Below are 13,902 nucleotides of genomic sequence, written 5' to 3'. Positions count from 1 at the left end.
TTGGCAATAATATAATATAATGTTTTTAATAATCTTGAAACAAATGTTTGTGACTTATCAGGTAAATAATCTTCATACTTTGAGGGATGTATTATGAATTTATTTAAATATGAAATATTTAATAAGGTAGCAGAAATTGGTAGTTTTACAAAGGCGGGGGAGATGCTAGGTTTAACCCAATCAGCTGTAAGTCATGCTATTTCTAGCTTGGAAAAAGAATTTGGTTTTGAATTGATTCATCGTAGTAAACAAGGTCTTAAATTAACTCCAGATGGTCAAATTATGTTGAGTGCAATTAGACGAGCTTTACAAGCACAAGAATTGATTAAACAAGAAGCGGCCAATATCAATGGTATAACAAAAGGTATCGTCCGTATTGGAACCCTTTCAAGTATTTCTGCAAAATGGCTGCCAACGATTATACGAAAAATGGAAGTGCAATTTCCTGGAGTACAAATACAACTTAGAGAAGGAGATTATTACGAAATTGAGCAAATGTTAATGGATGGAGTAATTGATTGTGGCTTTTTAAACCGTTCATACTCTAATCTATTTCCGTTTACTCCATTACTTCGAGATGAACTTCTCTGTATTGTATCAACTAAGAGTTCGTTATTTAAACAAGATAAAGTTGATATAAAAGATGTTGAATTAGAACCGTTTATTTTATCATCTTATAATGGGACAAATGATATAAAGAGTATTTTAGATCTGTATAATGTAAAGACGAATATTCGTTTTGAATTATACGATGAATCCAGTATTGTAACTATGATTGAACATGGTTTAGGAATATCTATTTTGCCTGAACTAGTATTAAGAAAGCTACCTTCAAATGTTAGAGCAATCCCTTTAAAGCAAGATTGTTACCGAACTATTGGAATTGCAACAAAACTAACACTTTCTCCAGCGACAGAGAAGTTTATTGAACTTTTAACTAGCTGGTTATCGAAGGAAAATAAGAAGAATAAGTTACAACAATTATTATAGTAAATGGGTGAATGAAGTGAATAGTTTACAAGGTAAAAAAATATTAATTACAAGTGGTGGAACATTAGAAAAGTGGGATTTAGTTCGTGGCCATACGAATTTATCAAAGGGTACAATGGGGTGTTATTTAGCTGAATCAGCATTAACTTTAGGAGCAGAAGTAATCTATTTACATGGTTATTTTGCAAAGCTTCCTGTCCATTCAAACGAGATGCGAACGATTATGTTTGAAGGCATTGAAGATTTAGGAGATAAAATTAAAACTACAGTTCAAACCGAACAAATTGATGTTGTCATTATGGCTGCAGCTGGTTCTGATTGGGTCATTGACAAAGTATTTGATCAATCCGGAAACTTACTAGAAGAGAAAGGGAAAATGCCTTCAGACGAGCCACCAATTATACATTTTAAAAAAGCACCAAAAATTTTAGGGCATATTAAAGAATGGTCACCTAATACGACTTTAATAGGCTTTAAACTTGAAGCAACGGACGATTTAGATTATTTAATCTCTAGAGCGAAACTTCGAATGGAATCTTCTCAAGCACAATATATGGTTGCAAATAGCTCAAAGTCATTATATGGAGCGGATGAACCGCATTTTATTGTTGACCGAAGTGGGGAAGTCATACAAGTAAATGGAAAAGAACAGACCGCTATGAAGTTAATGGAAATAATATCCGATAAAATGTAGGTAATTCACATTTGTTGGTCAATTCTGAATTTTCTTAGTATAATATATGTCAATCGAAGTAAGTTTCTAGGAAAAGGAAGGATTGTTTAATATGTCATTACAAAGTGTACGTGAACATTTAAGGAAGTTTAACCGAGAAAAAGATATATTAGAATACACTGAAAGCAGTGCAACAGTTGAGCAAGCTGCCAATGCATTAAATGTCATTCCTGCACGAATTGCTAAAACGTTATCATTCAAAGACAAAGAGGGCAATGCATTTTTAGTAGTAACTGCAGGTGATGCAAAAATTGATAATCGCAAATTCCGAGATCAGTTTGAAGTAAAAGCTAAAATGCTTAGTGCTGATGAGGTAGTTGAACAAACTGGACACATAATTGGTGGTGTATGTCCATTTGGTTTAGCGAATGATTTACCAGTATATCTAGATGTGTCTTTGAAGCGTTTCTCAACCGTCTATCCAGCTTGTGGAAGCATCAATTCTGCTATTGAATTAACTTGTGATGAGCTTATGCAATATTCAGGTGCAAAATCGTGGGTTGATGTAAGTAAAGACTGGGACGAGCAACTTAAGAACGATGCTGTAGCTGTTCAATTGGATACAATAAATAAATAGAACGTAAGTAAGTTTGCGAACAACCTTTAAAAGGGGAAATGGGATTTGTATAAGTTAGACCATATTGTTCATTTTGTAGACAAGCCTGAAACATTAATTGATCAACTGTCTAATGTTGGTGTTCATACAGTACTAGGTGGAAAACACGAAATGTGGGGGACCTACAATACATTAAGTTATTTTCAAGATCTGTCTTATATAGAGTTCATAGGAATTTTCGATCAACAACTGTTTAAGAAGTCAGCTAGAGAACCCTTTACACTACATGAAACCTATGAAAAAAGGCAACGTAAAAATGGATTCAATCGAATTGCCCTTCGTACAAATACAATTGATGAAGATGCAAAAAAATTAAAAGAGGCTCAGTTTTTAGTATATGGACCACAAGTGTTTTCTAGAAAACGACCAGATGGAACGGTTATTACATGGAAATTACTCCATTTTGGAAAAAAAGATCAAGAAATTGACTATCCGTTTTTAATCGAGTGGGATCGTAAGGATGAAGAAAGGTACGAAGAATTAGTTAGTAGTGGCTCAGTCTCTAAACATCCGTTAGGAGAGCTTAAGATTGATTCAATTGTATTTAAAGTTAATGATTTAGAGAAAATTTCTCAATGGGCTAGATTATTTAATTTTCAAATTGAATCTTCGAACAAGCTTTTAAAAATGGAACTACCGAATACTATTTTATTTTTCTATTTTAGTGAAAATAATGTAAACAATATTGAAGAAGTAATTATTAGTGGTGCGAATAAAGAAAAAATCGTGGAAATTGAAAATGCAAAATATAAATTTATATTGTAAAAATGCTCTTCCAACTGGAAGGGTATTTTTTTATGATAATTTCAAAACGCTAGTAGCTTGTGGACCACGATTTCCTTCCACTATGTCAAAAGAAACCTTCTCTCCATCCTTTAAAGTCCTAAATCCTTCACCTGTAATGCCTGTAAAATGGACAAAAACTTCTTCACCATCAAACGTCTCAATAAATCCATAACCTTTATCGTCGCAGAACCATTTAACTGTACCTTCGTGCATGTTAAAGTTTCCTCCCTTTTTCGGGTCATTACTATACCTTATTCAAACATAATAATTTTTTGAACAAAGTTTAAGAAGTGTACAAAAACCTTCATAGTTTTATTTCAATAAGTGGGTGTATAATTATTATTGAATAATTTCGAAAGTGGGTATTTAAATGTCTCAATATTTAACTGATATAGAAATCGCAGGTAATGCAGAAATAAAACCAATTATTGATATCGCAAAGGTTGCCGGAATTCCGGAAGATGCACTTGAACCTTATGGTCGATATAAAGCAAAAATAGATCCACTTAAAATAACTGGAAATAGTACAGGTAAAGTAGTCTTAGTAACTGCAATTAGCCCAACTCCAGCTGGTGAAGGGAAATCAACTGTTACAGTTGGATTATCCGATGCGCTAAAACGATTAAATCAAAAAGTAATGGTAGCACTACGAGAGCCTTCTTTAGGGCCTGTTATGGGTATTAAAGGCGGTGCTACTGGTGGTGGATATGCACAAGTATTGCCAATGGATGAGATAAATTTACATTTCAACGGCGATTTCCATGCAATCACAACTGCCAATAACGCCTTATCTGCTTTCATAGATAATCATATACATCAAGGGAATGAATTAAACATAGACCCTAGAAGAATAATTTGGAAACGTGTTTTAGATTTAAATGATCGTGCTTTACGTAAAGTTGTTGTCGGTTTAGGTGGTCCTGTACAAGGAATGCCAAGAGAAGATGGCTTTGATATTACAGTTGCATCTGAAATTATGGCAATATTCTGTTTAGCAACAAGCCTTAAAGACTTAAAAGAACGCTTATCAAATATTTTAATTGGATATACATTTGATAAGGAACCGGTGTTTGTTCGTCATTTAGGTGTTGAAGGTGCACTTACTCTATTACTAAAAGATGCAATAAAACCTAATTTAGTGCAAACAATCGAAGGAACACCTGCAATTGTCCATGGTGGTCCATTTGCAAATATTGCTCATGGTTGTAATTCTATTATGGCAACACAAACTGCAAGAAAATTAGCAGATATCGTAGTAACGGAAGCTGGTTTTGGTGCAGATCTTGGTGCAGAGAAATTTATGAATATTAAAGCGAGAAAAGGAAACTTCTCTCCAGATGCAGTAGTTGTTGTTGCTACTATTCGTGCATTAAAAATGCATGGAGGCGTTCTAAAAACGGAATTATCAAATGAAAATGTTAATGCATTACAAGATGGAATTGTTAATTTAGAGAAACATATTGAAACGATTCGTACTTTTGGTGTTGAGCCAGTTGTAGCTTTAAATCGATTCGTAACTGATACAGATGCTGAAATTGAATTTATTTTGAATTGGGCTAAAGAGCAAGGAATCCGTATTGCTCGTACGAATGTGTGGGAAGAAGGCGGATTAGGTGGTATTGAATTAGCTGAGCAAGTACTTGAAGTATTAGAGCAATCACAAAAATTTACGCCATTATATGATTTAACTGAATCGATCGAACAAAAAGTTACAACGATTGTTCAAAAGGTTTATGGTGGTATTGGTGTTCAATTTACAGACAAAGCAAAAAAACAAATTGCTCAAATTGAACAGTATGGATGGGACTTATTACCGGTTTGTATGGCTAAAACGCAATACTCATTATCTGATCAGCCAAATCTAATCGGTAGACCAGAAGGATTTACAATTACTGTTCGTGAAGTTATTCCTAAACTTGGTGCAGGATTCCTTGTTTGTTTAACAGGTGATATTATGACAATGCCAGGCTTACCTAAAAATCCTGCAGCACTACGAATGGACGTAGATGAAAACGGAAATGCAGTAGGGTTATTCTAAATAAATAGAGTATAACTAGAGGAAATATGTTTGAAGAGAACATATTTCCTCTTTTATATATAGTAAAAACAATTATCAGCCTAACTAATAGTATCTTTTATTCACCTTAATGTCATCATTATTCAACAACTGTAAAGATAATATAAGTCTCTAATTGAACTCTTTCTGTCATAATATCTTCTCCGATTGCAAAATCGGTTTTCCCTTTAATTTCATATTGACCAGGAGGAAATTTCCCTTCTGCCATTTGTAAAAAAACGTCCTCACTGTATGGGTTACCTGGTGCGCCTTCATAATAAGTACCACCTGAGAATTGGTATTGTTCTACAAATGGTACATTCTTTTTTAGATCTGTAAAAATAAGAGGTTCATTCATGGCAGCATCAAATTGATATCCTTCAGATAAATTAGATGTTAGCATCCAAATAGGTGATGCAGCATGTGAAATTCGAATTGATTCTTCTTCCCCGATGTATGTAAGTTCTGCTTTGATTTGTAGTGGTTCACCAACTTGATAAACTGCTTTTTCACTTATAAGTTTAAAAGAAAAATGCCCATCTTCAACAAAACCCTCAGTTACATTTTCTAACTCATAATTCAATGAATTACTGTTATTTTGTGTACCAGTTCCACAACCAGCAAGAATAAATATTAGAAAAACGAGAGTAAAAACCCATTTTATATTCAATGTCATTCATCTCCTTTTATCATTAGTCGGATGAATGTTAGTTTTTGTTACAAAAAAATAAAAGCTTGTGATCAATAAAATCAACAAGCTTGTCTAAAAGAAAAATCTTTAGTTTTATTTCTTTTTCTTTTTCTCTACAAAAAAGTTATCAAGTGCAATGAATTTACTACCACTAACTAGTAAGGACAACGACATTGCAAGTAAAAGTACATCAATTTCGTATCCTTGTAAAAATCCTAACTCAAATTTTACATAAACGATGGCACCAACCATAATAATAGAAAATAATATTGCGATAAATCGAGTTGTAAATCCAAGGATCATGAAAAGACCACCTATAATTTCCACAAACATTACACCCATCGCTACATAATCCGCATAAGGGATATTATAGTTTAGAAACCGATCTTGTACGACGCCAATTCCTTCTTGGTATTTAGCTAGTCCATGTAGCAAAAATGTTACACCTAATACTACCCGTATGAGAAATAAACCAAAATCATTTGCCTTCAGAATAATCTCCTTTCGTATTTACACTCTTTAAAACTAGTTTATTAAAGCCAGTCCATCTATAATACAAATAAAAGAAGAAAAGATATTTATATTTGAAAGGACAAGTGGACCATGATTGAAACAATAAAAGATAAAGTTAAAACTATATACGAACAATTTGATGCCAGTCACGATTTTCAACATATAGAAAGAGTGTTCCAGAATGCAGAAACAATCATGGCTAGTGAAACTACTTGCGATAAAGAAGTCGTCCGTCTTTCAGTATTATTACATGATGTAAGCGATAAAAAGTATAGTGATACGAAAGAGCTTGAAGAACAATTAATTAATGATTTACCAATTAGTGATGATAGGAAACAACATATTCGAGAAATTATTGCGAGTGTTTCTTTCAACGGAGGCAATGAACTCCCTGCAAAAACGATTGAAGCAAAAATTGTAAGAGATGCGGATCGTTTAGATGCAATCGGTGCAATTGGAATTGCAAGAACTTTTGCATATGGAGGGGCAAAGGGAAGGAAGCTTTATGATGAGTCTGAAGAAGCGAGAATGGAAATGTCTGAAGAAGAATATCGCAGTAAGTCAACTGCATCAGTCACACATTTTTATGAAAAGTTACTTCTTTTAAAAGAGTTAATGACAACGGAAAAGGGAAAGCAAATGGCTGAAGAAAGACATGCTTTTATGGAATCATTTTTGCATCAACTAAAAAAAGAAATAAAAGGGGAATCCTAGTTTTATAGCTTTTTCACCAATTATTGAGCTTACGAATATCGTAGGCTTTTTCTTATTATTTTTAGTGAAAAATGTAAATCAAGTCAGTTAAATGCTTTATAGTTCATTTTTCGTTATAATAAAAACTATAAAATGCTGTTACAAGATTTAAGAATGTTAATAATATTCGATGGATGTATTTATCTATTTTTAATTTTACAGCTAAAAAAGGAAAGTGAAGGAATTCCATGAGTCATTTAATTGTTTCGAATTTAACTAAAACAGTGGGGGACAAGACCCTTTTTGAAAATATAGAATTTACGATTTACGAAGGAGAACGAGCTGGATTAATCGGTATTAATGGGACTGGTAAGTCTACGCTTCTATCGATTTTAGCTGGTGTACAGGATGCGGATTCCATTGAAATGGATCACCCGAACAAATACCGCATTGCTCATTTACCTCAAGAGCCTAAATTTGAGGAAGGAGAAACGGTTTTACAAGCAGTCTTTTCTAGTAACTCACCTATCGTCAAGTTAAATCGTGAGTATGAGGATACAGTTGCTCAATTATCACGAAATCCCGAATCCGTCGAATTACAAAATAAGTTATTCAAACTACAACAACAAATGGATTCAGAAAAAGCGTGGGATGTGAATGCTTTAGCTAAACAAGCATTAACAAAATTAGGGATTGATATGTATGATGAGAAGGTTACAAATCTTTCTGGTGGTCAACAAAAAAGAGTAGCTTTAGCAAAAGTGTTAATTGAACCTGCGGACTTGTATTTATTAGATGAACCGACGAACCATTTAGATGTTCAGTCGACTGAATGGTTACAAGAAATGGTTACTCGTTTGCGCGGAGCTGTAATATTCATTACCCATGATCGTTACTTCTTAGATGAAGTTTCAACACACATATATGAACTTGCTAATCGCACTTTATATAGACATACAGGAAATTATGCAGATTATTTAGAAGCACGTGCAATACGTGAAGAAATGCATACAGCTACGCAAGAAAAGTTGAAAAATCGATACCGTTCAGAGTTAAAATGGATTCGCCGTGGTGCAAAAGCACGTACTACAAAACAAAAAGCACGTATTCAACGTTTTGAGCAGTTAGATACCCAAATTGAACGTGGTTCTAATGATACGGATTTAGAAATGTCCCTCGCTACAACACGCCTTGGAAAGAAAGTATTAGAAGGGGAAAATCTTTCGAAATCCTTTGGTGAAAAAGTAATCCTAAAAGAGTTTAACTTCTTACTTCAACAAGGTGACCGTATTGGCATTATCGGGTCAAATGGCTATGGGAAATCGACTTTATTAAATATTTTAGCTGGGGAATTAGAACCTGATACTGGAGAAGTCATCGTTGGATCAACAGTAAAGCGTGTACACTTTAAACAAGTACTACCTAAGATGAATGAAAACGCAAGAATGATAGAATATATTCGAGAAGCTTCAAATGATATAACGGATTCAGAGGGTGTTCGATATTCGGCTGCACAAATGTTGGAGAAATTCTTATTCCCATTGCATACACATGGGACACCTATTGGGAAATTATCAGGTGGAGAAAGAAAGAGACTTCATTTATTACGTTTACTTATGGAACAACCGAATGTCCTTTTACTAGATGAGCCTACGAATGATTTAGATATTGAAACGTTAGGTGTATTAGAAGACTTCATTGAACATTTTCCAGGGGTTGTCATTACTATTTCCCATGATCGCTTCTTCCTCGACCGGATTGCTAGAAAGCTATGGATATTGGATGGAAAAGGGAATGTGGACGAAAGTTTAGATGTCTATTCGGATTATTTAGAAAAACAAAGTGCGATTGTTAAAGAAGAAGTAAAAGAATTAAAGGTAGAAAAACCAAAACAACAAAAAACGAATAGTGAAAAGAAAAAGTTGTCATTTAAAGAACAAAAGGAATGGGAAACGATTTCTGATTCAATTGCTAAAGTTGAGCAAGATATTGAGCATGCAGAAGCGGAGATTGCAACTGCTGGCGCCGATTATACAAAGCTACAAAAACTTACTGAACAATTAGATGAACTAAATAAAGAATACGAAAGATTAATTGAACGATGGTCTTATTTAGACGAAATCGTAAATGGATAGGAGAGATGAAAATGAAAATCGTTACAATCGAACCAACACCAAGTCCGAATTCGATGAAAATCGTAGTCAATGAAGAACTACCATTTGGAAAAAGTTTTAACTATACAAAGGAAAATGCTGGTAATGCACCGACAGAAATTCAGTCCATTTTAAATGTTGAAGGTGTAAAAGGGGTTTATCATGTAGCTGATTTTTTAGCTGTTGAAAGAAATGCAAAGTATAATTGGGAAACCATCTTATCAAGCATTCGTACCGCTTTAGGTGAAAAAGGTGAAGCAGCTGAACAAAATGAGCAAGTAATGGATCATTTTGGGGAAGTGTTTGTACATGTACAAATGTTCAGAGGAATTCCACTTCAAATTAAAGTATTTGATTCATCATCAGAACACCGAATTTCAACTGGTCAACGTTTTGTAGAAGCATTCCAATCCATTGAAATTAATAAATTCGATGATAATTATATTTTAGAACGTAAATGGGTTGATTTTGGTGTTCGATACGGTGAGAAAGAAGAAATTGCTCAAAGTGTTTTAACTGAAATCGATGCAACGTATCCAGCAGATCGATTAAAGCAGATCGTTGAAGGAGCAAATACGAGAAAATCGATTACACTTCAGCGTGAAAAGGTAACTCTTGAACAATTTGAAAATGCAGAGGATTGGCAAAAACGTTATCAATTATTAGATCAATTACCTGACCCAGAAGTTGATGACCTACCATTATTTGAAAAAGCATTAGAAGATGAACAAATGTCAATTCGACGTTTAGCTACTATATATTTAGGAATGATTGAAGACGTAGCAGTTGTTCCATTACTTACTCGTGCTTTAAACGATAAAAGTGCTGCTGTCCGAAGAACTGCTGGTGATTGTATGAGTGATTTAGGGTTTGTTGAATTTGAACCTGCAATGATCCAAGCATTAAAAGATAAAAATAAATTAGTACGCTGGCGCGCGGCTATGTTCTTATATGAAACAGGAACAGAAGAAAGTTTACCAGCATTGCGTGAAGCAGAAAATGACAAAGAATTCGAAGTAAAACTTCAAGTAAAAATGGCGATTGCTCGTATTGAACAAGGAGAAGAAGCAAAGGGTTCTGTTTGGAAGCAAATGACAGAAAGAAAATAAATCTTTAGTGAATGAAGGGTACAATCCGTATTGGATTGTACCTTTTTATATTGCATGAGTTGTTAGACATATAGATCACATCACAAGAACACTATGTGCCCAAAGTACCGAGAATATAGACGAAAGTCACATAGAGGGGCTCTTATATGACCAATTCAATTTGAGAATGAATATAATAGTATAAATGGATTTACTTGTTCAAAGGTATACAAAGCTAAATAAAAAAGTCACATAGCGAAATCCTATGTGACCTAGATGATTGTGAAATTATTAACTTTACATAAAGTGGATCTCCAAAACCTTATCCGCTACCAATCAATATTTAAGAAATGGCTTCTTTTTCATCAACATCCACTACACGTTTATCTGCAGGTTTAAACACAATATATATAATACCTGCAAAGATTAAAATGATTCCAACCGTTTGAATAATCGTTGGTCTAAAATCAAGTAAAATTGAATCAAGTAATATGGCTACAACTGGATCCACGAAAACTAGTACCGATACAACGATTGTTGAAAGGTTTCGAATACTATCAAAGAACAAATAATACACAAATCCAGTATGTATAATCCCTGTTCCTAAAATATATAACCAATTTGAAGTGGTTAAGTCAGTGAATAATTCAAAATTACAGAAAGGAAGTAACATGATGATTCCGACAATTGTTTGTATGAAGGTCGTCGCATAAGGGGATTGATTTTGAATTGTCTTACTAGTAAACATTGTTAAAGCATAACAAATAGCAGATAGTAATGCCCAAATGAAACCTGAATTTAAAAATTGATCTATCGATTGAAAGTTTTCAATCCCAACAATAAAAATACTTCCTACAAAACAAATGGCTGTTGCTAAAATACCTGAAATAGTCAATCTTTCTCTTAAAAATAATGTTCCTAATATTAATACAAAGATGGGTGCTAAATTATAAATAGATATGGCAATTGATATTGACATTACCTCAAATGCTTTGAATAAGAACACCCAATTTAAAACTAAAAATACACCACATAAAAGTGTTCGAAGTATTTCATCTTTACTCCATTTTTCTGTTTTATGGCCGCCAGTTAAATACCACATTCCGCTTAAAAATAACGTAGCACATATACATCGTACAAAAACAAGTTCAACAGCAGGAATACCAGTGTTAATCGTAAAAAAACCGATAGAGCCAAATATTGCCATAGATATGGTTAATTTAATCATTGCAGATCCATTCATAACAATTCCTACTTTCCTAAATAAAAACAATAATTCATTCTCTACCTAATTTTACTTACAAAATAAGGTTTATCAACAATTATTCAGCATTGTTGGCAAATAATCAATATGAACTTTTTGAAAAGGAAAATTTTAATCTAAAAAATTATTGAAAGGATACTTGTTCTAATTGTGAGATTAATGTAATCTAATTTTGAGATAGATTTTATTACATGAAAACGGTTACTAACTGTTTTCTCGAGAAAAGGTGAAAAATTATGGTGACAATCAGTGAATTTCGTATTGAAAAAGATTTTTTAGGAGAAAGAGAAATTCCAGTGAATGCTTATTATGGCGTTCAAACAATTCGTGCAATTGAAAATTTCCCTATCACTGGTTATAGAATTCATCCAGAACTTATTAAAGCTTTAGGAATTGTAAAAAAAGCGGCAGCTCTTGCAAATATGGAAGTTAGTTTATTAGATCAAGAGATTGGTAAATATATCGTTATGGCAGCAGATGAAGTAATTGAAGGGAAATTGAATGATCAATTTATCGTTGATCCGATTCAAGGTGGAGCAGGAACTTCGATTAACATGAATGCAAACGAAGTAATTGCAAACCGCGCATTAGAACTAATGGGACATGAAAAAGGAAACTACAGCATCGTTAGCCCAAATACTCATGTAAATATGTCTCAATCGACAAATGATGCATTCCCAACTGCAACACATATTGCTGTGTTAAATTTAATAAATCAATTACTTGATTCAACGAAATATATGCAATATGTGTTCATTGAAAAATCAAAACAATTTGCTGGTATCATTAAAATGGGTCGTACACATTTACAAGATGCAGTTCCTATTTTACTTGGTCAAGAATTTGAAGCATATGGTCGTGTAATTGCCCGTGATATTGATCGAATTTCATTATCTAGACAACATATGTATGACATTAATATGGGGGCTACAGCAGTTGGAACAGGTTTAAATGCGAAACCTGAATATATTAAAGCAGTTACACGTATTCTTGCAGAAATTAGTAACCTTCCATTAAAAGGTGCTGAACATTTAGTTGATGCTACGCAAAATACAGACTGTTATACAGAAGTGTCATCAACATTAAAAGTATGTATGTTAAATATGTCAAAAATCGCTAACGACCTTCGTTTAATGGCATCTGGACCTCGAACAGGATTAGGTGAAATTACTCTTCCTGCAAGACAACCGGGTTCATCCATTATGCCTGGTAAAGTAAATCCAGTTATGCCTGAAGTTATGAACCAAGTTGCGTTCCAAGTTATTGGTAATGATTTAACGATCTCTGCTGCTTCTGAAGCAGGACAATTTGAGTTAAATGTTATGGAACCTGTACTATTCTTTAATTTAATTCAATCAATTTCTATCATGAGTAACGTCTTCAAAACATTTACAGAAAATTGCTTGAAGGGTATTGAACCGAACGAAGAGCGAATGAAAGAATATGTAGAAAAAAGTGTAGGAATCATCACAGCTATTAACCCGCATGTTGGTTATGAAACAGCGTCAAAACTTGCACGTGAAGCATATACGTCAGGTCAATCAATTCGCGAACTTTGCTTAAAATATGATGTGTTAACAGAAGAACAACTTGAAAAGATCTTAGATCCTTATGCAATGACTAGACCTGGTATTGCAGGATTATAAGAATAGTTTTCCTCTTTTAATTGTGGTAAAATAATAGAAATTAAAACCTCGCATTCTAACAATAGAATACGAGGTTTTATACTAATTATGGTGAAAAAACATTTGTTAAATAGTGATCACGTTGTTCGCTAGTTTGTTGAATATTATCAAGAAGTAACACATTTAGTTCATATCCAGTTTGATCATTCTCAACGACAAATTGTAAATTCACTGACTTTAGTTCATTATTTTGAGGACAAGTCCCTTTAAATTCAACAACATGTTGTTCTCGTTGTGTTTTGAAATATACCCATTTTCCTTCTTCGCAATAGTTAGCGAATGCTTCCCCAATAGTTTTGTTTGAATGTAATAGTTTTTCTTCCTTAATATAAGTTATGTACTCATTATCTGTGATTTCTTCTTTTGGACCATAAAAGTACCAAAAAATCACAATAATTAAAATTGGAACAATCCATAGAATCGTTCGTTTTGAAACATTTTGCATACCCCAACCCCCTAAAAACTACTAAAATGATTATATCAGTATATGTAAATATTCGCTAGAAATAGTTTAAAATATCTGTTTATATACTTGGAAATAAATTATTTTATAATATTCTAACTACTTGAAATTGCGTTTTTTTTTAATACCTAGTGAAAACAATGTTTTTTACTATTTTTACATTTAGGTATG

The 13,902-nt window shown here is 33.3% G+C and carries 14 protein-coding genes; 9 read left to right on the top strand and 5 right to left on the bottom strand.

Features of this window, described 5'->3' with window-relative positions; all coding sequences use genetic code 11:
- Nucleotides 1–93: 93 nt before the first annotated feature.
- The 4 genes from CRO45_RS06725 (at nt 94) to CRO45_RS06710 (ending at nt 3,104) form a co-directional block, all read left to right on the top strand.
- The gene (locus tag CRO45_RS06725; RefSeq protein ID WP_097148884.1) at nt 94–990 is read left to right on the top strand and encodes a LysR family transcriptional regulator; all 897 of its coding nucleotides are present in this window, start codon (nt 94–96) and stop codon (nt 988–990) included.
- A 16-nt stretch (nt 991–1,006) separates the two neighbouring features.
- Nucleotides 1,007–1,684: a phosphopantothenoylcysteine decarboxylase domain-containing protein gene (locus CRO45_RS06720; protein ID WP_097148883.1), complete on the top strand. Its 678-nt coding sequence runs from the start codon at nt 1,007–1,009 to the stop codon at nt 1,682–1,684.
- A gap of 91 nt (nt 1,685–1,775) precedes the next feature.
- Complete coding sequence (locus CRO45_RS06715; RefSeq protein WP_097148882.1) at nt 1,776–2,300, top strand: YbaK/EbsC family protein; 525 nt, start codon at nt 1,776–1,778, stop codon at nt 2,298–2,300.
- 45 nt (nt 2,301–2,345) lie between these two features.
- Nucleotides 2,346–3,104, top strand: a complete 759-nt coding sequence (locus CRO45_RS06710; RefSeq protein ID WP_097148881.1) for a VOC family protein — start codon at nt 2,346–2,348, stop codon at nt 3,102–3,104.
- Nucleotides 3,105–3,134: 30 nt separating this feature from the next.
- Here CRO45_RS06710 and CRO45_RS06705 read toward each other — a convergent pair whose 3' ends face one another.
- Nucleotides 3,135–3,338, bottom strand: coding sequence for a cold-shock protein (locus tag CRO45_RS06705; protein WP_097148880.1), 204 nt, complete (start codon nt 3,336–3,338; stop codon nt 3,135–3,137).
- Between the two features lie 157 nt (nt 3,339–3,495).
- On the opposite strand from CRO45_RS06705, the gene CRO45_RS06700 reads away from it, so the two are divergent.
- A complete protein-coding gene (locus CRO45_RS06700) occupies nt 3,496–5,163 on the top strand; it encodes a formate--tetrahydrofolate ligase (protein ID WP_097148879.1) in 1,668 nt (555 codons plus the stop codon).
- Between the two features lie 118 nt (nt 5,164–5,281).
- On the opposite strand, the gene CRO45_RS06695 is transcribed toward CRO45_RS06700, so the two are convergent.
- Entirely contained in the window at nt 5,282–5,851 is a 570-nt protein-coding gene (locus tag CRO45_RS06695; protein WP_097148878.1) for a hypothetical protein, read from the bottom strand.
- Nucleotides 5,852–5,965: 114 nt separating this feature from the next.
- Nucleotides 5,966–6,334 carry a DoxX family protein gene (locus CRO45_RS06690; RefSeq protein WP_268878131.1) on the bottom strand — a complete coding sequence of 123 codons (369 nt, stop codon included), beginning with the start codon at nt 6,332–6,334 and terminating at the stop codon, nt 5,966–5,968.
- Nucleotides 6,335–6,475: 141 nt separating this feature from the next.
- On the opposite strand from CRO45_RS06690, the gene CRO45_RS06685 reads away from it, so the two are divergent.
- The 3 genes from CRO45_RS06685 to CRO45_RS06675 all read left to right on the top strand — a co-directional run bounded on the left by CRO45_RS06685 (nt 6,476) and on the right by CRO45_RS06675 (nt 10,340).
- Entirely contained in the window at nt 6,476–7,099 is a 624-nt protein-coding gene (locus CRO45_RS06685) for an HD domain-containing protein (protein WP_097148876.1), read from the top strand.
- Between the two features lie 227 nt (nt 7,100–7,326).
- Complete coding sequence (locus CRO45_RS06680) at nt 7,327–9,213, top strand: ABC-F family ATP-binding cassette domain-containing protein (protein WP_097148875.1); 1,887 nt, start codon at nt 7,327–7,329, stop codon at nt 9,211–9,213.
- Between the two features lie 11 nt (nt 9,214–9,224).
- Nucleotides 9,225–10,340 (top strand): conserved virulence factor C family protein, encoded by a 1,116-nt coding sequence (locus CRO45_RS06675; RefSeq protein WP_097148874.1) that lies wholly within the window; start codon nt 9,225–9,227, stop codon nt 10,338–10,340.
- 322 nt (nt 10,341–10,662) lie between these two features.
- Here CRO45_RS06675 and CRO45_RS06670 read toward each other — a convergent pair whose 3' ends face one another.
- Entirely contained in the window at nt 10,663–11,562 is a 900-nt protein-coding gene (locus CRO45_RS06670) for a DMT family transporter (protein ID WP_097149001.1), read from the bottom strand.
- 257 nt (nt 11,563–11,819) lie between these two features.
- On the opposite strand from CRO45_RS06670, the gene aspA reads away from it, so the two are divergent.
- A complete protein-coding gene (gene aspA / locus CRO45_RS06665) occupies nt 11,820–13,229 on the top strand; it encodes an aspartate ammonia-lyase (RefSeq protein ID WP_097148873.1) in 1,410 nt (469 codons plus the stop codon).
- Between the two features lie 85 nt (nt 13,230–13,314).
- Here aspA and CRO45_RS06660 read toward each other — a convergent pair whose 3' ends face one another.
- On the bottom strand, nt 13,315–13,713 hold the full coding sequence (locus CRO45_RS06660) for a glucosamine 6-phosphate synthetase (protein ID WP_097148872.1): 399 nt from the start codon (nt 13,711–13,713) through the stop codon (nt 13,315–13,317).
- Nucleotides 13,714–13,902 lie beyond the last annotated feature (189 nt).

The organism is Ureibacillus acetophenoni (assembly GCF_900220965.1).
In the GTDB taxonomy this organism is placed as follows: Bacteria; Bacillota; Bacilli; order Bacillales_A; family Planococcaceae; genus Ureibacillus; species Ureibacillus acetophenoni.
Note: the sequence above shows the minus strand (reverse complement) of the source record. Positions and strands in the feature narration are given on the sequence as shown.

Excerpts from the sequence above, each read along its gene's own strand:
- CRO45_RS06670 (WP_097149001.1), bottom strand. The coding sequence starts at position 11,562 with ATGAATGGATCTGCAATGATTAAATTAACCATATCTATGGCAATATTT.
- CRO45_RS06675 (WP_097148874.1), top strand. The coding sequence starts at position 9,225 with ATGAAAATCGTTACAATCGAACCAACACCAAGTCCGAATTCGATGAAA.
- CRO45_RS06715 (WP_097148882.1), top strand. The coding sequence starts at position 1,776 with ATGTCATTACAAAGTGTACGTGAACATTTAAGGAAGTTTAACCGAGAA.
- CRO45_RS06685 (WP_097148876.1), top strand. The coding sequence starts at position 6,476 with ATGATTGAAACAATAAAAGATAAAGTTAAAACTATATACGAACAATTT.
- CRO45_RS06660 (WP_097148872.1), bottom strand. The coding sequence starts at position 13,713 with ATGCAAAATGTTTCAAAACGAACGATTCTATGGATTGTTCCAATTTTA.
- CRO45_RS06725 (WP_097148884.1), top strand. The coding sequence starts at position 94 with ATGAATTTATTTAAATATGAAATATTTAATAAGGTAGCAGAAATTGGT.
- CRO45_RS06705 (WP_097148880.1), bottom strand. The coding sequence starts at position 3,338 with ATGCACGAAGGTACAGTTAAATGGTTCTGCGACGATAAAGGTTATGGA.
- aspA (WP_097148873.1), top strand. The coding sequence starts at position 11,820 with ATGGTGACAATCAGTGAATTTCGTATTGAAAAAGATTTTTTAGGAGAA.
- CRO45_RS06700 (WP_097148879.1), top strand. The coding sequence starts at position 3,496 with ATGTCTCAATATTTAACTGATATAGAAATCGCAGGTAATGCAGAAATA.
- CRO45_RS06680 (WP_097148875.1), top strand. The coding sequence starts at position 7,327 with ATGAGTCATTTAATTGTTTCGAATTTAACTAAAACAGTGGGGGACAAG.